Annotated in this window: 21 protein-coding genes; 1 reads left to right on the forward strand and 20 read right to left on the reverse strand. The window is 34.3% G+C overall.

All coding sequences use genetic code 11. The features are described 5' to 3' along the window. Window positions 1-3 precede the first annotated feature (3 nt). Complete coding sequence (locus tag RGT18_RS08135) at window positions 4-1,335, forward strand: relaxase/mobilization nuclease domain-containing protein (RefSeq protein WP_060802787.1); 1,332 nt, start codon at window positions 4-6, stop codon at window positions 1,333-1,335. 41 nt (window positions 1,336-1,376) lie between these two features. On the opposite strand, the gene RGT18_RS08140 is transcribed toward RGT18_RS08135, so the two are convergent. The 20 genes from RGT18_RS08140 to RGT18_RS08240 form a co-directional block, all read right to left on the reverse strand. Beyond that, window positions 1,377-2,108 carry an ABC transporter permease gene (locus RGT18_RS08140; protein ID WP_000854550.1) on the reverse strand — a complete coding sequence of 244 codons (732 nt, stop codon included), beginning with the start codon at window positions 2,106-2,108 and terminating at the stop codon, window positions 1,377-1,379. Beyond that, entirely contained in the window at window positions 2,108-2,839 is a 732-nt protein-coding gene (locus RGT18_RS08145) for an ABC transporter permease (RefSeq protein WP_000933556.1), read from the reverse strand. The genes RGT18_RS08140 and RGT18_RS08145 overlap by 1 nt, the downstream gene beginning before the upstream one ends. Beyond that, window positions 2,832-3,755 carry an ABC transporter ATP-binding protein gene (locus RGT18_RS08150; protein ID WP_000800751.1) on the reverse strand — a complete coding sequence of 308 codons (924 nt, stop codon included), beginning with the start codon at window positions 3,753-3,755 and terminating at the stop codon, window positions 2,832-2,834. Before RGT18_RS08150 ends, RGT18_RS08145 begins: the two co-directional genes overlap by 8 nt. 51 nt (window positions 3,756-3,806) lie before the next feature. Continuing rightward, the gene (locus tag RGT18_RS08155; protein ID WP_019117886.1) at window positions 3,807-4,223 is read right to left on the reverse strand and encodes a DUF5301 domain-containing protein; all 417 of its coding nucleotides are present in this window, start codon (window positions 4,221-4,223) and stop codon (window positions 3,807-3,809) included. Between the two features lie 44 nt (window positions 4,224-4,267). Then, entirely contained in the window at window positions 4,268-5,035 is a 768-nt protein-coding gene (locus RGT18_RS08160; RefSeq protein WP_028077756.1) for an ABC transporter permease, read from the reverse strand. 119 nt (window positions 5,036-5,154) lie between these two features. Further along, window positions 5,155-6,063 (reverse strand): sensor histidine kinase, encoded by a 909-nt coding sequence (locus tag RGT18_RS08165; RefSeq protein ID WP_028077755.1) that lies wholly within the window; start codon window positions 6,061-6,063, stop codon window positions 5,155-5,157. A gap of 3 nt (window positions 6,064-6,066) precedes the next feature. Beyond that, window positions 6,067-6,765, reverse strand: a complete 699-nt coding sequence (locus RGT18_RS08170) for a response regulator transcription factor (protein WP_001206787.1) — start codon at window positions 6,763-6,765, stop codon at window positions 6,067-6,069. A 97-nt stretch (window positions 6,766-6,862) separates the two neighbouring features. Further along, window positions 6,863-7,084 (reverse strand): helix-turn-helix domain-containing protein, encoded by a 222-nt coding sequence (locus RGT18_RS08175; protein WP_000701009.1) that lies wholly within the window; start codon window positions 7,082-7,084, stop codon window positions 6,863-6,865. 110 nt (window positions 7,085-7,194) lie between these two features. Then, window positions 7,195-7,854, reverse strand: a complete 660-nt coding sequence (locus tag RGT18_RS08180) for a hypothetical protein (protein ID WP_028077754.1) — start codon at window positions 7,852-7,854, stop codon at window positions 7,195-7,197. 44 nt (window positions 7,855-7,898) lie between these two features. After that, the gene (locus RGT18_RS08185) at window positions 7,899-16,655 is read right to left on the reverse strand and encodes a helicase-related protein (protein WP_028077753.1); all 8,757 of its coding nucleotides are present in this window, start codon (window positions 16,653-16,655) and stop codon (window positions 7,899-7,901) included. A gap of 112 nt (window positions 16,656-16,767) precedes the next feature. Continuing rightward, window positions 16,768-17,799, reverse strand: a complete 1,032-nt coding sequence (locus tag RGT18_RS08190) for a PDDEXK nuclease domain-containing protein (protein WP_004819947.1) — start codon at window positions 17,797-17,799, stop codon at window positions 16,768-16,770. Window positions 17,800-17,822: 23 nt separating this feature from the next. After that, on the reverse strand, window positions 17,823-18,002 hold the full coding sequence (locus tag RGT18_RS08195) for an AbrB/MazE/SpoVT family DNA-binding domain-containing protein (RefSeq protein WP_000655432.1): 180 nt from the start codon (window positions 18,000-18,002) through the stop codon (window positions 17,823-17,825). A 669-nt stretch (window positions 18,003-18,671) separates the two neighbouring features. Next, window positions 18,672-18,776, reverse strand: a complete 105-nt coding sequence (locus RGT18_RS13160; protein ID WP_479631615.1) for a DUF4368 domain-containing protein — start codon at window positions 18,774-18,776, stop codon at window positions 18,672-18,674. Between the two features lie 61 nt (window positions 18,777-18,837). Beyond that, the gene (locus RGT18_RS08210) at window positions 18,838-19,248 is read right to left on the reverse strand and encodes a VanZ family protein (RefSeq protein ID WP_051240920.1); all 411 of its coding nucleotides are present in this window, start codon (window positions 19,246-19,248) and stop codon (window positions 18,838-18,840) included. 10 nt (window positions 19,249-19,258) lie between these two features. Beyond that, window positions 19,259-19,477: a helix-turn-helix domain-containing protein gene (locus tag RGT18_RS08215; protein WP_204367744.1), complete on the reverse strand. Its 219-nt coding sequence runs from the start codon at window positions 19,475-19,477 to the stop codon at window positions 19,259-19,261. Beyond that, complete coding sequence (locus RGT18_RS08220) at window positions 19,477-19,743, reverse strand: KilA-N domain-containing protein (RefSeq protein WP_028077751.1); 267 nt, start codon at window positions 19,741-19,743, stop codon at window positions 19,477-19,479. Before RGT18_RS08220 ends, RGT18_RS08215 begins: the two co-directional genes overlap by 1 nt. Window positions 19,744-19,827: 84 nt before the next feature. Beyond that, on the reverse strand, window positions 19,828-21,534 hold the full coding sequence (locus RGT18_RS08225) for a DNA topoisomerase 3 (RefSeq protein ID WP_338175897.1): 1,707 nt from the start codon (window positions 21,532-21,534) through the stop codon (window positions 19,828-19,830). 97 nt (window positions 21,535-21,631) lie between these two features. Continuing rightward, window positions 21,632-23,818, reverse strand: coding sequence for a CD1107 family mobile element protein (locus RGT18_RS08230; protein ID WP_338175898.1), 2,187 nt, complete (start codon window positions 23,816-23,818; stop codon window positions 21,632-21,634). Beyond that, on the reverse strand, window positions 23,796-24,032 hold the full coding sequence (locus tag RGT18_RS08235) for a hypothetical protein (protein ID WP_002843607.1): 237 nt from the start codon (window positions 24,030-24,032) through the stop codon (window positions 23,796-23,798). Before RGT18_RS08235 ends, RGT18_RS08230 begins: the two co-directional genes overlap by 23 nt. 12 nt (window positions 24,033-24,044) lie before the next feature. Beyond that, a complete protein-coding gene (locus RGT18_RS08240) occupies window positions 24,045-26,204 on the reverse strand; it encodes a CHAP domain-containing protein (RefSeq protein ID WP_338175899.1) in 2,160 nt (719 codons plus the stop codon). Window positions 26,205-26,207: the final 3 nt, after the last annotated feature.

Consider the following 26,207-nt stretch of genomic DNA (forward strand, 5'->3'; position numbering starts at 1 on the left):
TTTATGGCTATTACAAAAATACATCCTATAAAATCAACCCTTAATCTTGCCATTTCATATATTGTTAATGGAGAAAAAACAGATGAGCAAATCTTAGTAAGCACTCATAAATGCCATCAGGAAACTGCTCATACTCAATTTTTAAGAACACGAAATGATGCGGGAACAAACGGAACTGTTCTTGCAAGACACCTCATTCAATCCTTTTTACCCGGAGAAGCAAGTCCTGAAATAGCACATCAGATCGGTCTTGAACTATGTAAAAAGATATTAAAGGATGAGTACGAATTTGTCTTATCTACCCATATAGATAAAGGGCATATTCATAATCACGTCATATTTAATAATGTGAATATGGTTACTGGTAAGTGCTATCAATCCAACAAAAGAAGTTACCACCAAATCAGGTATCAGAGCGATAAGTTGTGTAAAGAAAATAACCTATCTGTGATTGATGAGTTCTACGAGAGCTATAAGAGAAAGTACAAAACAAATGGAAAGTCTTGGTATGAAAATGAGCAATCTAAGAAAGGTACTTCTTGGAAAAGCAGGCTTCAATTTGACATTGATCGTTTGATAAAACAGTCTAAGGATTGGGAAGAATTTCTAAAGAAGATGGCGGAACTTGGTTATGAAATAAAACATGGCAAACACATTGCCTTTAAGCCAAAAGATAAGCAGAGATTTACAAGAGCTAAGACGATTGGAGAAGATTATACAGAAAAAAGATTAAAAGAGCGTATTATAGAAAATCAATCTACTAAAGCCCCGCCTGTCAAAAAACGAATCGGAAATGTCATCAATATGAATACCAATGCCAAAGTAAAAGAGAGCAAAGGCTATGAATATTGGGCAACAAAACATAACCTTAATACAATGGCTGAATCAGTTATTTTCATCAGAGAACATGGCATTAACTCCGTTAAGCAGCTTGATGAATACATTAGGAAAAGTGCTGAAGAAAGACAAAATTTACAAGATAAAATCAAAGTTATTGATAAGGAAATGCACGAGCTTTCCACAACTATGGAGCAAGTTCATACCGTTAAAAAGTATCGAGCCTACTACAAAGAATATAAGGCAAATCCTTCTGATAAGGCATTTTTTGAGGAGCATAAGGCTGAAATCACACGCTACGAAATGGCTCTTACAAAACTTAAAAAATCCTATTCAAAGCTGCCTGATTCAAAGGATATTTTAGATAAACTTGATAAATTGCAAGAAAAAAAGAATACCCTAATGCAAGAGTATTCTTCTACAAAATCTACTATGGACGAGCTTTATCAAATACGAAAGAACTATGGAATTTACATGGGCAAGGAGATGGAGAGATAGTGTTCTCTCCTCTTTTTAAATTCCTAAATTTGTTTTCATAACTATTTTTTACGAACTCTCATTTTCTTTAGTATTCTATGTGAAATAAAACAGCAACCAATATTTACGATTATGCTAATCAGCAATTCCATAACTGGTGTTTTATATAGTCCCGATAAAACGAATACAGATGATATTGGATATATGGCTCTTACAACTTCCTTTGAGGCAAAGAAAATTCCTATAAAGGAGTATATTTCAGCGATAATCAGAGCTATCCAGTAGCTTCTTTTTACAAGTCCAACAAATGCAATAATTGGAGATATTGCCATAAAAACACCTATTCCAGTTAATACATATACAACAAAATAATGAACTACCTCACTCATGTTTACCGCATTTAAATGCAATACCGCTTCTATAATTAAAGATACCATAAACAATATTAGATAAACAAAAATGCTACCCAACAGAGTAATTATCATTTTTGCAGTAATCATATTACTCTCATCTATCGGTATTAACTTTAATGATTTGAGTACATCTTCTTGTTCTTCACGACAAATAATATATCCTCCAAACAATGCTATCAAACTTGGCAATACAAAATATGTTGTTAAAGACTGCACTTGTAAAATATACCATCCAAATGTGTCTATATACTTTTTCCCACCAAATGAAAATTGTCCTTGAAGAAATACAACTCCCAAAGTCATCATGAGTGCAAATACAAGCAAAAATATCAATTTTGATCTGTGAAGTTTTTTATATTCAGCTAATAAAAGCGTCTTCATTACCATCCTCTCCTTTTCAATAATAATTTTGTAACTATTGTAAATCCAACTACCCATACCCCTATGCAAAGAAGAGAATAAAATATATTTATATCTTGATTTAATATTATTCCCGGAACATCCCTCAAAACAATTGCTGTAGAGCTTGATAATGGATGCACATACATATTAACCATTAAAATTACAAATCCAGAAAACGCATAAACAATTGTCAAGCAAATAGGTAGAATATATTTTTTTGTCAAAAATGCGACAGATAAAATAGGAAGCATAGAAACTGCTAAAAGTCCACTAATCTCAAAACACTTTCTAATAAGAAAAATAAACAAAGAATAATCTATCTCTATATGATGAATGATTTTCCCAAAAAGAAGCGTAAATAGAATTGAAAGACTCATAAATACTAAAGTGTAAATAAGCACAATTACAAATTTGCTAATCAAAAGTTTCGTCTTTTGTACCGGAACAATCCATAATGCTTTAAAAGTATCATTCTCATACTCTGCTGACACAATCATTGTGGAAAATATACCTAATATAATTGGCAAAATCAGCCATAAATTATAACTAAAGATTGTCCATTTGAAATATTTCATTGCATTATCTGAAAGATCTATATTCCCAAAATATATAGTGGCAAGCAATGGCATTAAGAGTGTTGCCAGAAACATCATCCAAACAATCTTTTTCCTTTTCAATTTAAGAAACTCTACTTTAACTAAATTAAGCAATTCCCTCTCCTCCGGTTATTTTTTTGAAGTAATCTTCCAAAGAATCATTACATATTTGTGATGAAATCACTGATATTTCATTCATAACCAACGACTTGTTAATTTTTGCCATATCTAATCCATGACTATATATCCTTATATGATTATTATCTTCAACAGAATAATTTGTTATTACAAACTCTTTTTCCAGAATAGTCGCAGCTTTTGATACATCTGATACTTCCAAAATAATGTACTTTCTATTTTTCTTATTTAATTCTTCCATACTGTTTTCTTCTAATAAAACTCCTTTATCTATAATGCCCACTGTATCAGCAAGGAGTGTTATTTCAGATAGAATATGACTGGAAATCAAAATTGTTTTTCCTTTTTTTACACTTAAATCTTTTATAAAATCTCTAACTTCTGCTATACCTATTGGATCTAATCCATTTGTCGGTTCATCTAAAATTAAAACTTCAGGATCATGTAAAATTGCATTAGCTATTCCCAGTCTTTGTTTCATTCCTAAAGAATAATTCCCAAAGAGTTTTTTATCTTTATATGGCAGACCAACTACTTCTAAAGCATTTTTAACTGCATTTGGAAAAGCCGTTCCTCTTAACATTGCAAATATTTCCAAATTTTCTGTCCCTGTAAGATTAGGATAAAATCCCGGTGTTTCAATAATTGCACCAATTCTTGGATAAATCTTTTTCTCATTACCTTTTATGTTTTGATTGAAAACACTTACTTCACCATTTGAAATATCCGTAAGACCCAATATCATCTTCATAATGGTTGTTTTCCCTGCTCCATTTCTCCCTAACAACCCATATATAGAACCTTTTTCAATGTGTAAATTTACAGAATTGACAACCGTTTGTTCTCCATAAACCTTTGTCAAATTCTTTGTTTCGATAATATAATTTTTCATTTCACTTTTCCTCCTTATTTTGTAACATCATTTTCTGCACTCTATTACATATTATTTTTTGCTAATCAAATCACTAATATTATTAAAAATTCCCTGTTTTAATTTCCAAATACCAGTATAGGGCTGTTCAATATAACAGTTGCCTTTCTCCTTATATAAATATGCTACACTTGGATTTTTTCCCTCATCTTTGTGATAGAATTTTATTATGATATAGCTATCAACATTCGTAGGTTGGTCATTTGCACTTTCTTTATTAGTATTTTCTGAATTATCTTTTATATCACTAACCAATTTTGATATTTCTTCATTAGTATTAATTATCTTAGATGTTTCGGAAGTACTCTCCATAATTTCAACTTCTGCTATATTTTCAACTTCGGGCAACATTATCTCTTTTTTATTTACGCATGCCATTAAAGCTAACAAGCAAATAATAATTAGTGTTATTTTCATATATTTTTTCATTTTCTCACACCTCTATCTAAAAACAATAATTTTTATGAATTAGCCTAATAGTTTTGTCTTTTCATGGATTTTATTGAAAGTATAAAAAATACTATTCCGATTGATAAAATAGATACTAAACAACTAAACGAGGATGCCTTTAGTGAATATCCACCAATACTATTTTCTACCATTTCTTTAGCAGCCGATGACACATTTTGATAAACTCCTAATAAACTTGCAAGCGGATGTATATGGACTAATATTGATGCTCCAAATATTCCAATTCCTAAATAAAGCAAGCACATAGAAATAGGTAAAACATAACTCTTAGAAAAAGTAGCAATGTAAATCACTGGAAGCATTGCAATCGGAATTAACAAAGCTGCTACTACATATAAAATAGCAGCTTCTTTCAATGTAATTAAATTAAAATCTACGAATCCAACACTTAATACTGCTCCCAAAACTGATGACATATATGTTAATATCATCAAAACTATAGTTAGTAATTCTATCAAAATGAATTTTGCAAAAAATACTTCAAATCTACTAATCGAAGTTATTAGTACATTCTTTAACGTGTCATTCTTCCTTTCGTCAAAAAATAACATCGTAGAAATCATTCCAATTATGATTGGCAAGAAGACAAAAGTTATATTCTTAAACGCTAAACAATATAAGTCTCCAAAACTATCCATGATAGGACTTTCTCTTGAAATTGAAAATGCTCTTTCGATTGCAAATAAATTCAAAACAACAGTTAATATAAAAACACCTATCAAAATTCTGCTTCTCTTCCATTTTTTTATTTCAGCTTTTATTAAGAGCATATCGCACCTCCTTACAATAAATATTGTAAATGATTAACCTTGCCATAATCTTGCGGCACTCTTGTTTTTATCTTGTTTCAATAAAAAAAGCCCCAAAAGAGGCTTTCTAAATCAGCTATTTACATTGCAAACTCTACAGTAAAAACAGTTTTTATATTTGGCACACTACTTACGCTTATTTTAGCATTATTTACTCGCAATAATTCTTTGGAGATTGATAATCCAAGTCCTGAACCTTTTGTTAATCTTGAACTATCTGCCTGATACATTCTGTCAAATATATATGGTAAGTCCTTTTCACTTATACCATCTCCATTATCTAAAATCGTCAAAGTAACTTTTGTATCCGATTTTTCTAATTTCAAGTGTACTCTATCGCAATTACTATGAACGATAATATTGTTAATTATATTGTTTAAACTTCTAAAATAAGCATTCTCATCTATCCTTATATTACATTCCTGTTCCGGAATTTCAATTTCATAACTTATATGTTTTTCTTCAAAAATAGGAATCCAATCACTTATCACATTTCTTGTTAATTCGTTCAAATCCTTATCCGCAAAAGAAAACTTCCATTCTCCTGAATCCAATTTTACCCAATCAAAAAGTTTTTCTACAAAATCCTTTAAGTAATGTGCTTTACTTAAAGAAACTTTTATATAGTCATCTTTTTCATCACCTGTAACAAGTCCTTCTTGAACTGCTTCCAAATACCCAACCATAGATGCTAAAGGAGTTTTTACATCATGAGATAAACTTGTCATGAGTGATTTATATGCCTGCTCGGATTGTTTCTGCTCTATTAGTTTATTTTGACTTCGTAGTGCTATCTCATTTATATCGTGGCAAATTTTTTCTGTAGTATCATTTTTCTTAATTAAAATTCTACGATTGTAATCACCATTTTTGATATCAACAAGTACCTCTTGAATCCTATCTATTTCCTTTTTTATATGCGTAATCTTTTTTACTAAATATAGGATTACACATAAAAGCATCAAAATTATGATAGTTTTTATATCCATACATCATTCCCCCTTACTAAAACGGTAACCCACACCTCTTACTGTCAAAATATAAGTTGGTTCTTCAGGGTTAGGTTCTATTTTTTTTCGGAGTTTACTTATAAAGGACATTATATTACTATCATCAAAAAGGTAATCTTCCTCCCAAACATTAGTATATATTTGTTTTTTTGTAAAAATTCTCCCTTTATTGGATGCGAGAAAATATAACAAATCAAATTCTTTACTTGTTAATTCGATATTGTTATCGTTTATTTTTACAGTTCTATTCTCTTTATCTATTCTCATATCTTCTATTATGATTTCTTTAAACTGGTCTATGCTTTTCTGATTAAAGTCTGTGAATCTTCTAACCATAGCTTCAACTCTTGCTTTAAGTTCATTGATATTAAAGGGCTTAGTTAGATAATCATCCGCACCTTGTTTAAGTCCATAAATTTTCGAATCATCATCAGACTTTGCAGTCAACATTAAAACTGGAACAGTGTATTCTTCTCTTATCATCTCCAAAACTTGAAATCCATCAAAGTCAGGGAGCATAATATCTAATAAAATCAAGCACAGATTGTTTGAACTTCGGATTTTTTTATATCCATCTAATCCATTATTAGCAATGTCTACAGAATATCCATCTGTGCTTAAACATTTTTTAATTAAATTACATAATGCAATATCATCATCTATAATTATTATCTCTCTCATATCTCATACCTCCATAATACCTATTCAACATAGTCATCATCAAAGGAAAATACATCATTTGATATACAATCTAAAGTCTAAAGGTTCTTTATAAAAATTAAAACTTATTTATATTATTCGTCCTATTCAATGAAATTAGTTCACCAAAATCTGTATCCAGTTCAATACAAATTCTATAGAGAATTTCCATGCTGACAAATTCACCTTTTCCCATTTTAGCTATCGTTGCAGGAGCTATACCAACTTTTTCCTGTAGGTCTCTTTTGTTCATATTTTTATCTATTAAAAGTTTCCACAGCCCATTATAGTTTATTTTCATATTACCATCCTTAATATTCATATAGTTGAACTTTTATTTCATTAATTATATCATAATTTCACCAAATAAAAAAGAGTCGGTGCAGTCCTAAGACCACACCGACCGTAAATTTATCTCTCAGTTTCTTTGCTTACTTCTTTCTTTTCTTTCGGCTTTTCCTTATCTTCAGCCTGATATTTTTTGATAGCCCCAAGTACAGATTCTTTCTTTTCTTCTTGTCCTTTCATTTGTTCCTTTGCCTTTAACAGTTTTGAAGAAAGTATTCTGATATTGCTATGTTCCTTTCCGTTATCATCAATGGATGTTCTGATTTGTCCAAAGAGCTTAACAAAATCCCCCTGCTTAAAGTCCTTTGGGATATCACTCTTTTCTCCATAAGCGGAGCAATTATGATATACTTTGTTACCCTCATCGTCTTTGGATACTACGGAAAAGTTCGCTATCTTAAAGACTTCTCCGTTCTTATTTTCCCTTTCAACTACATCAACCTCTCCAACGATATTTCCAACAATATTGATAAGATTATCCTTTTCTTCCTCAACATAAGGCACATCTTTTATCTGCCCCTGTTCCCTTAAATCCTCAATCATATAGTCAAATTCCTCATGTAGCAAATTAAGGCTGTCATTGTCCATATAAGCGTCATAGAGCTTATCTAAAGCACTTTCATCATTGATACCTTTTTCCATGCTTATAATCGCCTTTACAAAGTCCTTGTGGTTATCACTTACCATATCTTCAATCTGATTTCTCATTGTTTTGTAATCCATGTTTTTATATCTCCTTTCATGGTAAAAGGGAGCTGTTCGCTCCCTTATCTTAAAATTTCCTGTTCTTTTGTTTTCTGCTTTTCTTCTGTTTTACTTTCATTTTGATAGGCTCTTATCTGCCCTAAAATAGATGGCTTATCCTCAGATTTTTGTGCGATTTCTTCTTTGCTATGAAGATTGTCCTCCACATCATAGGTTGACTCAAAATAATCACTGTCCTTAAAGTCATTGTCATATCTGTCAGGAATACCGTCATTATCAAGGTCTTTAGAAAGTGGATCATAGAAGTTTCCTTCATCATCAATATCAAGTCCTGTTGCTGCCTTTAAGTCTTCGGAATCCACATAGACTAAATCTTCAAAAGAGGATAGCTCTATTTCATTTTTCATATTCCTTAGAGCTTCATTCTCTCCCTTGTTTTCATAGTCGAAGCTCTCTGTTTTGATAGGAGTATCATCAATATACTGTGTCCATGTTTTCTCCTCTAAATCAAGCTCATATTGAATACCATGTCTTTCATCCGGTGTATTGGTATAGGCGATGCCGATGTGCTTTTGGTCAGGATATAGAGTATTAAATTCATCATAACTATGGTTTTCTTCATATTCTCTGTTGCAAAAGTCTATGATAGCTCTTTTTACATCTTCTACAAGGGGATTATCATTTCTCATTTCTTCCACTTCTCCCATATCAAGGAGCTTATTTAACTCTGCCAAGCGAAGCACTTTTGATTTTAACTCATCTGCCTTTTCAAAAGGTTTCTTTAATTCTTCTTTGGCATTTTCAAGCTGTTCCTTTGTACTGATAAGTTTTTCTTCAAGCCTGTTTAATTTCTCGGGCATTTTCTCAAGAGCGTTATCAAGTCTTGTAATGTTACCATCCGCACTTGTTCCAAGCTCTCCTGAATGCTTTGCAGCACCATTTAGGCTAAAGTTATGTTCATTGGTAAAGAAGTTATAACTTACCTCTAAATCCATATTCCTATACTTACCTATAACCTTGCTTTCATTGATTTTCACTTTAGAAATGGCTTCAAGTAGCTTTTCTCCGGCTAATTTCTTATCGGTAATTTTTTCGCCTGCAATGGTAATAGAAGTAAACTTTTCCTCACCTTCCGCTTTTGGATCTACATTGGATATATCTTTTTTGACAGCTTCAATGAGCTTTTCCGTTCTTGCGATTTCATCCGGGTAGTTTTTTGCCACCTTATCCTCTAATCTGTAACGGTTAGACTTATAGTTTGCTTCAAGCATTTTAAGTTTTGTAACCTCATTATCCAAGTCCATCTTTTCTTTAATCTTAGGATCGCCAGTGGCAAGTGCTTTAATCTCTGCATAGTTAAGTGAGCTTTCGTCCACATCTTCTGCAACTCTGACGGGAGTCTTACTGGTCATAATCTGAGAAATGAATTTCTGCTTATTCTCTATCGTCTGCCATAAGTAGCTGTCAAATGTATTCTCTGTAACATAACGATAGATATTTACTTTCTCATTTTCGTTCCCCTGTCTTACAATTCTCCCTGCTCTTTGCTCTAAGTCAGCAGGACGCCAAGGCACATCGAGGTCATGCAAAGCAATCAGTTTATTTTGCACATTCGTTCCTGCTCCCATCTTCTGCGTTGAACCCATTAAGATGCGAACTTCGCCTTTTCTTACTTTCGCAAAGAGTTCATCTTTCTGTTTGTCTGAATTTGCTTCATGTATAAAGGCGATTTCTTCTTTCGGTATTCCCATAGCTACAAGTTTTTCTCTAATATCATCATAGATGTTAAATTCTCCATCTCCTTTTGGAGTGGACATATCAGAAAAAAGTAGCTGTGTTGACCTGTTTTCTTTTGTATTATCCCAAATAGCAAATACATTTTTCACGCATACATTGACCTTGCTATCAGGATTATCAGGAAGAAGTGGATTGATTAAACGCTGATCCAAGGCAAGTTTCTTACCATCATTGGTAATTTTAAGCATATTATCAACATCTGGCTCTACAACCCTATTTCTGACATCATCTGCTCTTTTAGAAAGGCTCTTTAGGATTTCCTTTTGTTCTTCAGAAGGCTCTGTCTTAATAACCTCGTAGTTAGCTTCAGGTGTAGGAAGATTAAGCATATCTGCCGTCTGAATATCAGCAACTTCCTTAAACATAGACATAAGCTCAGGCAAGTTATAGAACTTTGAAAATCTCGTCTTTACCCTGTATCCTGTTCCTTCCGGAGACAATTCAAAGGAGGATTGTGTTTCTCCAAAAGTGGAAGCCCATGAGTCAAAATGCTCCAGTCCGTTCTTTTTAAGACTTTCATACTGAAGATACCTTTGCATAGTATAAAGCTCGGTCATTGAGTTACTTACAGGTGTTCCTGTTGCAAAAACCACGCCTTTGCCGCCTGTCATTTCATCCATGTAGCGGCATTTCATAAACATATCAGAGGACTTAAAGGCTTCTGACTGTCCGATACCTGCAACATTTCTCATTTTTGTATAGAGATAAAGGTTCTTAAAGCCATGTGCCTCGTCAACAAAGAGCTTATCAACTCCCAGTTCCTCAAAGGTAATCACATCGTCTTTCTTAAAATCATCATTTAATTTCTCAAGCCTTGTTTCCAGTTTTTTCTTTGTCTTTTCAAGCTGTTTTACTGTAAAGTTTTGGTTTCTGTCATGCTTGTATTCTTCTACATAGTTTACGATTTCATCAATCTGATCTTGGATGTGCTTCTCCTGATATTCCTTTGACATGGGGATTTTTTCAAACTGCGTATGTCCGATAACAACCGCATCATATTCCCCTGTGGCAATCTTTCCGATAAATCTCTTTCTGTTTTTCGGCTCAAAGTCTTTCTTATCAGCCACCATAATGTTAGCTGACGGATATAGCTGCATAAACTCTCGACCGATTTGCCCTGTTAGGTGATTTGGGACAACAAACAAGGACTTACTGCACATCCCAAGCCTTTTACTTTCCATTGCAGAAGCTACCATTTCAAAGGTCTTTCCACTTCCTACTACATGGGCAAGTAAGGTATTTCCTCCATAAAGACTTCTTGCTATGGCATTTCTTTGATGAGTTCTTAAATCAATCTCCGTATTCATTCCTTCAAAAGAAAGATTGCTTCCATCATATTCTCTGTTACGGATGGAGTTAAAACGCTCGTTATACAGTTTTACAAGACGGCTTCTTCTTTCCTGATCGTTAAATATCCAGTTCTTAAATTCTTCTTTTAATAGCTCCTGCTTTTGTCCTGCAAGCATGGTTTCTTTTTTATTTAAGACAGAAGTTTTAGAGCCGTCCGGATTTACAATTTGGTCAAATACCTTTGTTTCTTTAAGGTTTAAGGCATCTTCAATCAGCTTATAGGCATTTACCCTTGATGTACCAAAGGTCATTTCAGCAAGGTCATTTCCTCTGTCCCTGCTTTTTCCTTCTACATTCCATTCGCTTGTAAGATTGGAAAATTTAACCTTAATATCCCATTTGGCATACCCCGGAGTTTTTAGCGTTTCAAAGATGAATTTCTCAATATCTTTAATCGGTATCCAAGTTGCACCAAGACGCACATTGATTTCACTTGCTTCAAGTTCCTTTGGAAGAACTTTGGTAAGCTCTGCTTTTTGGTATTCCAAACGGTTCATTTCATAGCTTATCAGCTCTTTCTCTTTTCCATTCTCGGCAAAACCAAGATGAGGGAGTTCTCTTTCCGTTTGTCTGAGCTTTGATAAGTAACTGTCTACTATGGCAATCTTATCCCTGATATTTCCACTTAAATATTCATCCTTTGTTACATAGCCATATTTATAGGAATTACTGCCATTGGCACAGGCAAAAGGTAAATCACCATCTTCTAAGTTAAAGGAAAGCGGTCTGTAAAAGTTTTGTTCCTCTCTAATATTTAGGTAGATTTCCCCTCGAAGCTCCTCAATCAAAGTCGGTCTGTCTTTTCCTGTAAGACTTCCCATATAGTCAAAATCCACATAGCCTTTTTCAGACACCGATAAGACAAGGGCTTCTAAAGAAGTATCCACATGGTCTATAACTTTAGCCTTTGTAATAGTTCTTTTGGAGAAAATATCTCCCTTTGCCTTGAAATTTTCTTCTTCATCAAGGATTTCTATGGAGGAAACAAGAGGGAAGTTACTATCTTCTTTCAAGGCTCTGGTATTGCTTAAATTATTGACAAAGCCATGCTTCTTTGAAAAGTTATCATAGACTTCATTTAGTTTTTCCTGTGAAACCTTGATTTCTTCTTCGCTAAAATCTTCTTTCTGCTTGTAAATCACATCTTTTAAGGCAGCATTCAGCTCAAGGTAATCCTTGATTTTTTCTTTATTCTTGTCTGATACTTCCTTTCTAATAAAGAGTGAATTTTCTCTGTAATAGACTTCATCATCAATCAAGGTGTATGAGAAGTTCTTTACATCATCGGTTGCAGGGATAGAAGTTATTTCATCATCAAGTAGCTCTATTTCTTCATACTTGGCATCTTTTGAAATTCTTTCTCCTGCAATCTCGATACGATCCTTTAACGAAGCCATATTTATCTCTGTACCTAAAAAAGCTATCGGTTCACAAGTTAGAGTTTTCCCAAACCTTCCGCTAACTTCACGCATAGAACCAAGCACCTGCTCAGGATGATCGACAAAGTATTTGTTATATGAAAGTCCATTTTCATCTTCCGCAAGGTGTATCCAGTCCTCATCTCGCTCTAATACACTATCTCTTTTCTTTAAGAAGATAATATCTGAAGTAACTTCTGTGCCGGCTACGCCCTTAAAGGTATCGTTTGGAAGCCTTATTGCTCCTAAAAATTCGGCTCTTGCTGCGAGATACCTTCTAACACTTTCGTCTTTTTTATCCATCGTTCCTGAAGATGTGATAAAGGCGATAACGCCACCATTTCTAACCTTATCAATGGATTTTGCAAAGAAGTAGTCGTGAATAAGAAAGTTATTACGATTGTATTCCCTGTCATTTACCTTATACTCTCCAAATGGAACATTTCCGATTGCGATATCAAAGAAGTTGTTGGAAAATCCCGTTTCTTCAAGTCCCTTAACCTGTATATCACTTTCAGGGTATAGCAGCTTTCCAATACGCCCGCTTACCGAATCAAGTTCCACACCATAAAATTTTGACTTATTCATTTCATCAGGTAGATTACCGATAAAGTTCCCAACACCCATTGACGGTTCAAGGATATTGCCCTGTTTAAATCCCATACCTGAAAGTGTCTTATATACGCCATCAATAACGGTTTTCGGTGTGTAAAAGCTCGTTAAGGTTGATTCTCTTGCAGCTTCATATTCTGATGACGATAGATTTTCCTTTAAGAAAGCTCTTGCCTCTTTCCACTGTCCATCCTTACTTTCATCAAAGACATCAGCAAGTCCACCCCAACCAACATATTTCGCTAAAACTTCCTGAGCTGTAATATCAAGCTCTCGTTCTCCGCTTCCCACTCTGTTAAGCATAGAGATTGCTTCAAGATTATTGTTTAACCTCTCACTTGGAGATAACTTTGAAGGAAGCGTTTCTTCTGTAATCTTGAAATTGTGAGCCTGATTTTTCTTTATCTCTGCTTCCTCAAAAGTCTTTTCGGATTTTATATAAGTCAGATTTTCAAAGATTTTATCAAGCTCACTTTCCTTACGATAAGGAATTACATCGGAGCCTGTAATCATACCTCCAAGATATTCGGTATTATCCTTAACCGTTACTGTGTTTAGGTTATTTCCCATATCATCAAATCTTGTGATGGTATAGTCTTTTCCCTTATATTTCACTTCATCGCCGATGATAAATTCAGGTCTTTCAAGACTTACTTGTCTTAATAAATCCTCATTATCAGTAAAGGATACAATCGGTATTTGATGATTACCTTGCCTTGCAGGATCAAGCCACAAATCATTTCTTCCTGTGATTTGATTTTTAGAAATCTCCCTTACTTTGTACTCCTCATGATTAAAATAGACGGTATCGCCTTCTTGAACTGCAAACTCATCTAAAGGGCTGTCCTCTTTTTCGTTAAGCTCTACTTCTTCTTTTTCCTTTAGATAATCTAATAAGGTAGCCTGAAAAGGTTCTGCTTGTATTCTTTCTTCTACTTCTTCAGGTGCTTCAAGCTCTGCAATATTGTCCTCAAAGCTAAGTTCTCCGTTAAAAACATGCTGAAGCTCCTGCTCATCCATCTGCTTTTTAAGTTCACTATCTTTCAGTTCTCTAAAGGTCTTTGGGAAATCCTCTAAAACAAGCCTTTGGGCATTTAATTCCTTTAGTTCATCAAGATTAAAATATCCCCATTCAGGTTCAATTCCTAAAACAAGTCCAAAAGCGTCTTTGCTTTCTCTATCGTACTCCGTCATATACCAAGTCCAGTTGCTTCTAAATGGAATGATATATGCTGCATGAACCTGTTTATCCGCTAAAGCGACATCCTCTTGTGCATAAAGCTCAGGAACTTTCTCAAGCATTTCATCAGTCATTAGATTATTTGGATCATCTTTAGAATAATAGCTTGGCTCTTTTTGTTCTTCTATCTCATCCTTTCTTTCAATGTCCTTTTCTTCAAGATAAAGATTTTTTGAAAGCAGCTCGTCTATATGCTTTGCTACATTTGACCATGTAAGAAATACATCGTTACAATGATTCTTCTGTAATTTAAGTCCCTTTGCATCGTGCCATTCATCACTTCCCTTTGCTCCTGAAACAGCATGAGAATGACCTCCGATTCCATACTCATCTTTTAAGAAATTTGCTTTTTCCTGCAAGGTATGATTTTCTTTGAAAAACTTAGTAATTCGCTCTTTTCCCTTATCGACTCCACTTCCCCTTGAAATCGTAGCAAGGACTTCATCTTCTGTAATAAAGCCATGTACTTTTGGAAGTTCAGTTAGGTTAGAGATATATTCCTTTCTTGGAAGTGCAAGCTCCTGTAATTTCTGATAAAGGCTATCTACCTTGTGATAATGAAACCTTAGTATGCCCCTATCCTCTCTATATGCTCTCAAGAAACGACCATATTCAGAAATAACATTTTTTAGGTAGTCGGGATTTTTAAGTTTTTCGGATAGCACTCCTGTTTCTTTCGGAAAGCCTCCACCTCTTTCTATAAAGTCAAAATAACCCTGTGCTTTTCCTTCTTCACTTAAATCGTGGTATAGATACCATAGCGATTCTGAAACTCTATCTCTTTCATAGTCCTGTGCTTCCAAAAGCTCTATATTTGCAGCAAACTCTCCTGTTTCTAAAAGCTCACTGATTCTTCTTGCAGCATTACTCCAGCTTAAAATTTGCGTATCATCTTCTCTTGCAGAAGTTCCATAAGCTAAATGAATGCCTTTATCCGAATACCAGGAAGATACTTCTGCTCCATTAAGAAATAAACCGTTTCCACCTCTAAATGTATCTTTAAGGTATTCTCCCAATGCTTCTACTGTTTTACCTTTGGAAAATTCAGCAATGATAGGAAGTCTTTCGCCCTCATGGTTTCCACCGTTTACAAGAATACTGTCAATATCATTTTGAGTAAGAGGTATTGTAAGTTTAATCTGTCCTGATCTGTTTTCGGGTAAAGAAAAAGAAGCCTTATCAGCTTCTCTTATCTCTTTATCCGTATTTTCTTTTAGATTTCCACTACTTCCTTGATTGTCATTTCTTTGAGGGCTGAAATCATTGCTTTGTACTGCGGATGGCTCTCGTCCTCTATCTGCCAAGCCATCATCAGTTTCGGCTTCTCTGCTCTCATAAACTCTATCGCCTGTTTCTGAGTATCCATCAGGTGTTTTGTCAGCTTCTTCTCCTTGTATAGATCCACTAACATCTCGAAGTTGCTCTGCTCCTCGCTGCTTGAAAGATAATCCAGCCTCATCACTGCGTATGTCGGATTCGGATATTCCCTCATAAAGTCCGTCTCTTCCTCTAACTGATTCAGTGTATTCTCTTTGATTTTCTCTATTATCTCGTCCGTACTCTCCATTTCGGAAAATTCGCTCGTTTTCACTAATTCTTTCCTGATCATCTCGTCGAAGTACATTTTCTTCTACCTCCTCTAATTCTTCTTTTATTTTATTATATCCTGCTTCTTTACCTCTTAAAACTTCTTTTTGCAGCTCTAACTCTTTACTCTTTTGAATGGTCGCATCAATTATATTTCCACTAATGTCTGATACGATTTCTCCCAAGCTCATAAGGGAAATACTGTCAAGCATTGCAAAGTTTTCCTTTAAAAGTTCATTATCCATAGGATAGTCTAACTTAAATCTTGAAGCTACTGCATAGCTTACTGAATCCCTAACAAATTTAGTAAAAGATATTCTGTCCTCATCGGATATTCTAAGCTCATTTATCAAGCTATCTATTTTTTCATCTCCGTAGAACCTGCTTAAAGAAAAGATATTTTCTAAGGTGCTTTCGCTTTCTTCATAGCCCTCAGCTTTTATCATTTCTTTTAATACATCTCTATGAGCTTCTTTATCAAATCTCCAAAGATTTACCTCATTGACATCTCGGTTTCTTGAAACAGTCTGACTTATATCAAAGATATAGTCCACTTTTTTGTATGTGCCATAATCCTCTAAAATGGGGATACCTTTTTGTCCACGCATAACCGTTCTGTTAAAGCGTTCTCTCCAGTAATCAAACTTGGCACAAGCTGTCGCTTCAGGATTTTTATCATAAATACTTAACTGACTTCTAAAATCGTACTTCTGATTGTTCCCGACAACTTTTAAGAGCTTCAGATACTCTGCTTCACTCTGCAGAACATCTTGTTTTATAAGCTCCAAAATGTTATGAAAATCATTTATTCGCATATTTACCTCCTTCTTTTTTACAAACAAAAAAGGCGGTTAGATTTTACTCTAATCACCTTTAAATTCTGTGTGCTGCAACTTAATGTTTTATAAATTCCTCAATGCTATTTTTCTACTCATTTTCTTCTTCTGCAATTTCTGTATACTCTTTCAGCTTTCTTTGCAACAGGTTCTTATCTATTAGTTTTAAGGTGTATTCCGATACCATAGTAGGAGAAAGGCTTCTACTAAGTGCAAATTCTACAACCTCATCATCTTTTGAAGCACAAAGAATAACACCGACACTTGGATTTTCAGTTTTCTTTTTTACTTCTCTATCTAATGCTTCTAAATACAAGTTCATTTTGCCTATATATTCCGGTTTAAACTCCCCTATCTTTAGTTCAAATGCAACTAAGCAAGATAACCCTCTATGATAGAATAATAAATCTATATAGTAATCATGATTGCCAACCTGTACCCTGTATTCATTTCCTATGAATGAGAAATCTTTACCAATTTCCAATATGAAATTCTTCAGATTTTCAAGAATTGATTTTTGAAAATCTCTTTCACTTCCAATCTTTGGTGCATCAAGAAATTCCAAGACATAGCTGTCCATAAACAAATTATGTGTTTCTTTCTTTGCCTTTTGTGTGGCAGGCAAGCTCTCACCGCTTGAAAGCATATACCTCTCATAATAACCACTATCCATTTGTCTTTCCAACTCACGCTTTGAATACTTTTCTCTGACTGCCAGTTCAATATAAAATTGTCTTTCTTCCTTGCTTTTTGAACCAGACATTATTTTCAAGTGATTTGTCCAACTCAATTGTGTCACCAGTGGTGACACTTTTTCATCGTCCTTATATAACTCGTAGAATTGCTTCATTCTATAAAGTCCTCTGCGAGTAAACCCTTTTAGATCAGGATAATTTTCAGAGAAAAAATCAGCAACATTTTCCACAAAATTTGATCCATAACTTGCTTCTTTGCTTTTCTCACTTATATACTTTCCCACTTCCTGATACATCAAAATCAGTTCTTCGTTGACTTTTCTATAAGCACGATCCTTTGCACCTTCGATAATCTTAACAATATCATCAAACTGATGATTATCTTTTCCCACATTTGTATTCTGCAATACCATCTTATCTTTATCCATTATTTACCTCTATAAATATACTGTTATTTATCAATATTTTCTTCAATAAAAATTTTGGAGTTTTGAATTTGCACTTTATCGTTATTAACTACAAAAGTAACATAATCTCCATTTTGTAAGTCCAAAAGTTCTCTTATCCTTTTTGGAATAGTAACCTGCCCTTTTGACATAACTTTTGCAGTATCCATAAATGTATCTTTCATACCTGTTTCCTTTCTCCCTACTTTTCCTACAAAAGATTATATCATTTTTAGGGCATTTTTTCCAGCTTGAAATTAGTGTCATATTACTTGATATAAGTGGAAACCACTTCTTTTATCTCATTTTCAATCGCTTCTAAAAAATTTTCCTTTGAAGATTTTCCCTGTGCAATATCCGATAGCTCCATTTCCCACTTTGCTGTTGTTTCTGCTGATTTAAAAGTATCGGCTACAATCGTTACAAGGCTGATTCCCTTATGTGTATTAACTTATCTGTTGATTTAGCCACCTTACCATTTATCTTTTTTTAATTCCATCAGGCTTTTGATGTTGTAGTTGTTATTCATCCCGTATTTCTTTCATGTCTGTTTTTTCGTTTTCTGCCATTTAGTTCATCATTTCGACTTCCACAAAAAAAGATTTCCTGCACTTAGGAAACCTCTTTTTCTCTTGCTTATATTTTGTTTTTCGTTTTCGGTATTGATTTTAAGTTGTGGATTGTAGCTTTTTTCTTGCTCTATATTCCCTTGCTTTTACTTTCTCATACTCTCTAAATTTTTCAATATTTTTAGCTCAGTATTTTTTGGAATATTCTCTATGGTAGGCTAGTGATTTTTCTTTCTTTGCTTCTTCAATTTCTTCTCTCATCTGTATCATTTCTTGTTCTGTTGGCTATATTTGTTTTGTGAGTTCATTCTCAAATCTGCCTATATAGTTAAAATAAACTTCTATACGCTGAACAACATATCTTGCTCTTTTGACATCTCGCTCATGCACTATATTATTGAAAAATAATATTCGATAATATTTTGCAAAAAGCTCAACTTGAAGTTGTATACTAATTATTTTTTCTCTTAGTGAAAATGTCTGCAACTAAAAAACCAATTACACCACCTAAAACATTTGTTATCACATCTGTTATATCTGATGCCCCAATAGACATAATATACTGCATTATTTCAAAAAATAAACTTACTACTAGAAAAATTAAAAATGCCTGGTTAATTTTAATACCACAACTTATTTTTTTTATTAAAATTCCAAAAGGAATAAATATTAACATATTAAAAATAGGTTCTAACCAAAACAAATCTCCTTCTATAATATTGTCATAATAGAAAGGAATAAAGTTTACGTCTCTAACCCTCCTCATATCACTAATAGAAAAACCTAGCTTAAAAAGAACTAGCCAAGACAACAAAATCAAGTATATGAATAACAATATTTTTAATATATTTTTTTTCTTCATTATTATAACCTCAACCTTTTATGCATTTGTAAAAAATATTCCCATAACACTCTCCCAAAACTTCTGCCAACTGAATTGCTCTCTGTATTGTCGGAACTATTATACCTCTTTCCACACTACTTATATACTGCTGCGAAATACCAGTCAACTCCGATAATTGAATTTGGGTATATCCTTTACTTTTTCGTATTTTTGCTAGTGAATTACACACTTTTATTTTTTGCATCATTAATCCCTCCACTGCTTAACAGATAAAATGAATCGATTAAATCCTGCTTCATTTTTAATTCCCTCGAATTCGGGGGAATTAAAATTTGTATTATACATTTCTTCCCAAATACCTAAAAACTCTATTGTGTTCTTGTTTCTAAGCCATTTTTCTATTAAAGCAGAACCGTTCTCAATATTTCTAACCATATCTGTCAAAGAAATGTAGTCCCTATTATCTATGGCAATAATGCTGATTTCTGAACCTTCAACATTTATTTTAGACACATAATCACCTCTCAATCATTAAATTGATTACCTTATATTATATCATTTTTAGGGCATTTTTTCCACCTTGAAATTAGTGGCATCTTACTTGGTATAAGTGGAAACCACTTCTTTTATCTCATTTTCAATCGCTTCTAAAAAGTTTTCCTTTGAAGATTGCCCCTGTGCAATATCCGATAACTCCATTTCCCACTTTGCTGTTGTTTCTGCTGATTTAAAAGTATCGGCTACAATCGTTACAAGGCTGATTCCCTTATGTGTAGCAATAAGGTTCTTTTTATCTCTTTCTACAAATCCCTTGAAAATCAGATTTTCAATAATCCCTGCTCTTGTTGCAGGTGTTCCAAGTCCTTTTCGCTCAACTTCTACACCTTTTTCCAATGCGTCATTTCCTGCAAGCTCCATCGCCTTTAGGAGAAGATCTTCCGTAAAATGCTTAGCTGGTTGAGTGTATTTTTCTTTTATCTCTTTATCTTTAATATCAAGACTATAACCAATCTTTACATCCGGAAGCACTGTATCTTCATTTTTCTTTTTCGCATATTCGTTTAGGTAATTGGTAAAGCCATCATCTACAATCACCTTTCCACTACTTGTAAATTCAAATCCATCAAATTCAGCCACAATCTTCGTTGTATTCTCAATTAAAGGATAGCCTACACTTGCATGTAGCTTATTTAAAATAAGTTCATATACCTTCAATTCACTTTCCAGAAGAGAAGTTAAGTTCTCATTCATACTGCTTGCTGTCGGTATAATCGCATGATGGTCTGTAACCTTTTTAGAATTAAATACCGTCTTGATACGCTCTGTGTCAAAATCATTCTTTCCTAAAATGTTATTAACCGTACTTACAATCATATCTTCCGTAAGGCATCTGCTGTCTGTTCTTGGATAGGTAATCAGTTTCTTTTCGTAAAGACTTTGAGCATAATCAAGTGTCTGCTTAGCTGAGTATCCAAAATATTTATTGCACTCTCTTTGAAGCGTCGTAAGGTCAAATGGCAGCTCAGGCTTTGTTATCTTTTCCTTTTGAATAACATCGGTAATTTCTATCTTATCGCCTACTAAATTTAAGAGCTGTTCCGCTGTTATTTCATCATCAATTCTATCTGTTGATAGTGTAAAGCCATTAAGGCTTAATTCCACTGTAAAATATTTTTCTTTCTTGAAATTGGCTATCTCATCATCTCTTTTTACAATCATTGCAAGGGTAGGTGTCTGCACTCTGCCCACACTGTAATTTTGCTTGTATAGACACGAATACAGTCTGCTTAAATTCATTCCCACAAGCCAATCTGCTATTGCTCTTGCTTGTGCAGACTCAAATAGATTATCGTAAGAACTTCCATCTTTTAGGTTATCAAAGCCCTCTTTTATGGCACTATCTTCCATTGATGAAATCCAAAGACGCTTCATCTTCTTTTTACAATTTGCCTGATTATATACAAGCCTGAAGATGGATTCTCCTTCACGCCCTGCATCGCAGGCATTTATCACGATGTCTATATCCTTATCATTCATCAGCTTTTTAAGAATCGTAAATTGTTTCTTTGTGGACTTTGCAATCTCATACTTATATTCCTTTGGAATAATCGGTAAATCCGCCATATTCCACTTAGCATACTTTTCATCATAGCTTTCCGGATTTGCCATTTTAATTAAATGTCCAACACACCAGCTTACCTTATATCCGTTTCCTTCATAATATCCGTCTTTCTTCTTTGTTGCTCCGATCACTTTTGCAATAGAAATTGCAACACTTGGCTTTTCAGCAATTACTAAATTCATCTATTTTTTCCTCCTGTTTTTCAAAATAATAGGGCGGAAGATGTTACTCTCCCGCCCTGTCTTTTGCACCAAATATTGTATAGTTTTGGGTGCAAATTTATTCCAATTCATCTTCTTTATCTTCTGTTTCTGTTTCATCTACTTCATTTTCACTTTCTTCTGCCTCTGAAAAGAAATCATCATCTTCCTCCTCAAAGCCTTCAAGCTCCTTATCTTCTTTTTTCTTAACGACCTTGAAATAATATCCTGCACCTAATGCTCCTGCTACTACAAGAATGAGAATTAAGTAGGTTCCCATATTGCTGCTTTCTTCCTTTTTTACTGGCTTAGGTTCTTCTTTTTCAGGTTCTTCCTTTTTAATTTCCTGTTTCGGAGCTTCTTTCTTTTCAACCATATTGAGAAGATCATCTTCTGATACTTCTGTTAGGAGCATGACATTCTCGCTATCCTCATCGTGATTGATGATTAGATGGAAAGTCTTGCCATTCTTAGTAGTAAAGGTAACAAACTGTCTTGCGTCCGCTGAATACATGTCCGTTTCTTTCTTATCACTGCTATCTCCATGATGAATCGGATAATCCTTGTTCGCATTATCCTTATTTTCCGTAACAGTTCCTCGTGCCTTTGATGGAGCAGAAGCAACTCCTTTATTGGTATTTACATTCTTACTTGAACCATCCATAGAGGAATCCTGACCGCTGTTATTGGCAGGCTGTTTCGGTGTCAGCTTATTGGGATAACGAACTTCTTTTTCTTTTCCATCGGTCTTGTCAACATTTGTGTCCTTTGTAATCTTTCCTGTATTATCCTGTGATGATGAGCCTTTACCCGTATCACTTACAGATGTTTGAGGAAAGTTTCCTGTTCCTGTTTTCATTCCGGAGATAGGGCTGATTGGTGTTACAGTAGGATTATGCGTAACTGTAGCCTTGCCAACCTCATTCGTCTTTTTCTCAAGCTCCTTAATTTTCTCAGTTAGCTTGTCTATCTCCTTTTTCATATCCGCCGATAAGTCCTTATCGTCTTTGCCCTTTTCAAGTTTTTCCTTCAGCTTATCTATTTTTTCCTCAAGGTCTTTGATTTTCTCCTTTTGCTTGTCGCTTAATTTATCCTTGTCCTTAATCTCCTGACTTAGCTTATCAAGTTTTTCCTGAAGTTCCTTAGATTCCTTTTCCATTTTGGAAATATCATCTTTGCTAAGCTCTGTTTGAGTTCCCTTATCTTCTGTTTTTTGCTTTTCCGTCTGCGTCTGAGCATTACTTTCTAACTTTTTTACAATTCGGATAATACTATCGCTTCCATCACATTTTACTTTGTAGCTTACAAAATTGTCATTAAAGCTCATGTTATCAGGAAGCATTTCAAGATCAGAAGCGTCAATCACCTGATTTTTATCAAAATAAGCTGAATACTCCTTATATACCTTTCCATCCTGATATTGATATTTGACCTTTACTTCACTTTTTGTCTGACTTTCCTGATCCTTTGTATCCTTATTGTCTGTTTGAGTTGACGCATTCGATACTCTCTTATATAAATCCTCTAAAGGTAATTCAAGGTAGGGTACACCGGTATGAAATCTGTTCCATGTTTCAATAATCAGCTTGTCTTTAACAATCTTAATTTCTTTTACATTGTTGATATTGGGATTTGCTTCCTTTACTCTGCCAATAATAGCGTTCTTTGTTTCCTCTTTAAGCTCTCCCTCATAATCAACCGTTACTTTCTCAATATTTCTATTTAACTGTAGAACAGGGCAGGTATAGACAATGACATTTGCTTTCTTTCCTTTTACAGTTCGTTCTTCTGCATTTTCTGTAATATCTCCAATATAGTAATTATCTTTATCTCTTGGAGAAACGATACTTGTAAAAGCACCTGTCCCTACATTATGAATTCGATAATATGGATAAGTTTTCTTTGTCATATATCTTAGATCATCTAACTGATTTACCTTGTCCATATTCTCATTGGTAAAGGTTTCATTATACTTATCGAGAACTACACCGCCCTTTTCTTCAAAGGATTTTGATAAGAAAAATTTAAAGTTCAATGGCTGACCTTCCTTATTTCCTTTTCCGAGATGATAAAATCCTCTAAAGGTGTCATCTGAAGTATGATCCTCAAATTTCAGTTCATAATATGTTTCATATTTTTCAGGCGGTTCATTTGACGCAAACACTGTCTTTGCACCAACTTTTAACACCCCTAAAACTCCACCCATTAACAGGGTAAAAGCTACAACAATGGCTGTAATTCTTTTATTTTTCAAACTGGTTTTCATTTGTTTTCTCCTTTTTCATTTCTGCTTTTTCTCTGTTTACTTTTGCCATTAAATCACTGATTGTAATGTTGTTCTTTCTGCAAATGGCAATAATTTCTTCGTTTTCAAGTTCTTCCTCACGAATGAACAAAGGCTCCAATTCTTCATCAATTAGAGCCTTTTTATCTTTTAACTTCTTTATTCTGTTTTTTACTGCTGTCAGTTCTTTTTTCAAATTGTGTCCTCCTTATCTGTTTACATTTGGCGGAAAGCCGAAGCCTACTGGATGGTGCTTGCAGAAAGACGCTATCCAATCATCTAAAGTTGTTACTCTGATTCGACCGATATTATCTATTACCTTGCCATCGCCTATATAAATGCCTACATGACCATAGGTAAGTCCTGCACTGCTTCCACTACTACTACTTTCAACTGCAATAAGCATTCCTACCTTGAGTTTTGATTTATCTGATGTAAAGGTGTGGTTTCGGTACATATCACAGGCATTTCCTCCGATATATCCAAGTCCTGCATTTTGATAAACCTGCGATACCCACATAGCACACCAGCCTGCACCCGGAGATGGCGTAATGTATGCAGCATTTACAATCTTCTTTTGAACTTCCGTAGAAGCTTCATATTCTTTTCCACCTCCGATACCTCCATTGGAAGCAATAAGGTCGCTATTACCAAAGGCTTCTCCCATATTGCCTTGAGCAAGGAATAAAGCTTCATAGTGTTTCAGATTGTCAGGATAGTTTGCAAAGACTTCCTTTATAATGCTGTCCATTTCCCTTTTATGAAGGGTTACAATGAGTTTCTTGTACTCGTAAGGTTCTTCATGGCTTTCGGTATATTCATTTCCATCTTCATCGGTATAGGTTTCTGTAACTGTCCTGTATCTGATTTCTACTTCTTCCTTATACTCAAGGTCATACATGGACTTAAAAAGCTCATTTAATACAGAGCTTACTTCCGATACATTCTTTACTTCTCCGCACCTTGATGTAATGTAGGATAAAAGCTCATGTACATTATGCCCGATGTACTCTGTGTTATTTAGGATGTACTCGTCATATCCGGGATAATTCTCTTTGACATGATCAACCTCGTTTTGAAGCTCACTTTCCATAGCGGAAAAGTTCTGATTGATTTCATTTAGGACATTTGGCTTTGACAAATAGCTTGTTGTAAGAACAGAACTTGTGGAGTTCATAAAGCCTGTCATTCCCGTTCCTGCAAAGTTGATAAAGAAAGTTCCCAAAATAATAAGACCTATGAAAATAATCATAAGTCCCTTCGCTTTTCTTAATATAACTTCCTTTGAACTTTTAAGACTTCCTATAAGCCCTTCCTTAATGCGATCTCTAAGCCTTGACTTATTCTGCCTTTTAATGGAATCTTTCATCTGCTTTCGCTTTTGAAATCGCTTAAAGTTATTTGCTTTTTGATACTCCTGTGTCTTTTTTAGCTCCTCTTTGGCATCTCGAAACTCTAACTTGGATTTTCGCTTTCTGATTTTATAGTCCTTATTCGTAAGGTCATATCCTTTTTTTGCTCTTTTCTTATCTGAATAGTTCTTAATGCCATGAATGAGTTTTGAGCTTGTATCGGCTGTTTTTTCTCCTGCCTCTACCCCTTGATTTTCATCACTTCCATGTGATAAGTAATCTCTTACAGTTTCACTTCCTTTAGCAAGTCCTGATAAAGCGGACACCTTAGAAGCCTTATCCCTAAAAGTTCTTTCCTGTTCTTTAGAAAGCCTGTTTTTCTTTTCTCTATCCAGAATGGCTTCTTTTCCCCTTTGTTTATTGTCAGCCTTTTCCTCTTTGGCTTCTTTGTCCTTTTTTCTGGTATAGAGCTTATCGGAATAGTTTTTTCTCTTATAATTTTTCCTTTGAGCCTTTTGGCTTTTTGAAAAGCCTTTTGTATCTTCTACTTTATGATGAAGATTGTCCTCCACATCATAGGTTGACTCAAAATAGTCGCTGTCCCTAAAGTCATTGTCATATCTGTCTACAATCCCATCATTGTCGAGGTCTTTTCCTAAAGGATCATAGATTTTTCCATCCTTAACCTCAGTAATATAATCAACTTTTCCAATTTCTTTATAAATTACACCTTCTGTTTCAGTTACAGAAGCTACGCTATCCTTATCGGAAGCTCTATACCTTGCGTTTCTTTTAGAAGTTTTTCCATTTAATTCAGTTTCTGCAATTCTCTTACTGACCTTTTCATGAACCTTATCTTGAAAACGGTCTTTGTCATGGACGATTTTCCCTCTGTAATCATCGTTATGCTTTAACTTACTTTCTTCAGGCTCTATGCTGCCATTACTTTGCAGCCTTTCCTTTTCAATCCTTGCCCTTTGCCTTTCCTTAAAGTCCTTTTTCAGTTTCTTTCCCATAAG

The organism is Solobacterium moorei (assembly GCF_036323475.1).
In the GTDB taxonomy this organism is placed as follows: domain Bacteria; phylum Bacillota_I; class Bacilli_A; order Erysipelotrichales; family Erysipelotrichaceae; genus Bulleidia; species Bulleidia moorei.

What these genes read in the sequence shown, in the direction of transcription:
- RGT18_RS08135 (WP_060802787.1), top strand. Translation starts at nt 4, where the DNA reads ATGGCTATTACAAAAATACATCCTATAAAATCAACCCTTAATCTTGCC.
- RGT18_RS08140 (WP_000854550.1), bottom strand. Translation starts at nt 2,108, where the DNA reads ATGAAGACGCTTTTATTAGCTGAATATAAAAAACTTCACAGATCAAAA.
- RGT18_RS08150 (WP_000800751.1), bottom strand. Translation starts at nt 3,755, where the DNA reads ATGAAAAATTATATTATCGAAACAAAGAATTTGACAAAGGTTTATGGA.
- RGT18_RS08155 (WP_019117886.1), bottom strand. Translation starts at nt 4,223, where the DNA reads ATGAAAAAATATATGAAAATAACACTAATTATTATTTGCTTGTTAGCT.
- RGT18_RS08160 (WP_028077756.1), bottom strand. Translation starts at nt 5,035, where the DNA reads ATGCTCTTAATAAAAGCTGAAATAAAAAAATGGAAGAGAAGCAGAATT.
- RGT18_RS08165 (WP_028077755.1), bottom strand. Translation starts at nt 6,063, where the DNA reads ATGGATATAAAAACTATCATAATTTTGATGCTTTTATGTGTAATCCTA.
- RGT18_RS08170 (WP_001206787.1), bottom strand. Translation starts at nt 6,765, where the DNA reads ATGAGAGAGATAATAATTATAGATGATGATATTGCATTATGTAATTTA.
- RGT18_RS08175 (WP_000701009.1), bottom strand. Translation starts at nt 7,084, where the DNA reads ATGAAAATAAACTATAATGGGCTGTGGAAACTTTTAATAGATAAAAAT.
- RGT18_RS08180 (WP_028077754.1), bottom strand. Translation starts at nt 7,854, where the DNA reads ATGGATTACAAAACAATGAGAAATCAGATTGAAGATATGGTAAGTGAT.
- RGT18_RS08185 (WP_028077753.1), bottom strand. Translation starts at nt 16,655, where the DNA reads ATGCGAATAAATGATTTTCATAACATTTTGGAGCTTATAAAACAAGAT.
- RGT18_RS08190 (WP_004819947.1), bottom strand. Translation starts at nt 17,799, where the DNA reads ATGGATAAAGATAAGATGGTATTGCAGAATACAAATGTGGGAAAAGAT.
- RGT18_RS08195 (WP_000655432.1), bottom strand. Translation starts at nt 18,002, where the DNA reads ATGAAAGATACATTTATGGATACTGCAAAAGTTATGTCAAAAGGGCAG.
- RGT18_RS08210 (WP_051240920.1), bottom strand. Translation starts at nt 19,248, where the DNA reads ATGAAGAAAAAAAATATATTAAAAATATTGTTATTCATATACTTGATT.
- RGT18_RS08215 (WP_204367744.1), bottom strand. Translation starts at nt 19,477, where the DNA reads ATGATGCAAAAAATAAAAGTGTGTAATTCACTAGCAAAAATACGAAAA.
- RGT18_RS08225 (WP_338175897.1), bottom strand. Translation starts at nt 21,534, where the DNA reads ATGAATTTAGTAATTGCTGAAAAGCCAAGTGTTGCAATTTCTATTGCA.
- RGT18_RS08230 (WP_338175898.1), bottom strand. Translation starts at nt 23,818, where the DNA reads ATGAAAACCAGTTTGAAAAATAAAAGAATTACAGCCATTGTTGTAGCT.
- RGT18_RS08240 (WP_338175899.1), bottom strand. Translation starts at nt 26,204, where the DNA reads ATGGGAAAGAAACTGAAAAAGGACTTTAAGGAAAGGCAAAGGGCAAGG.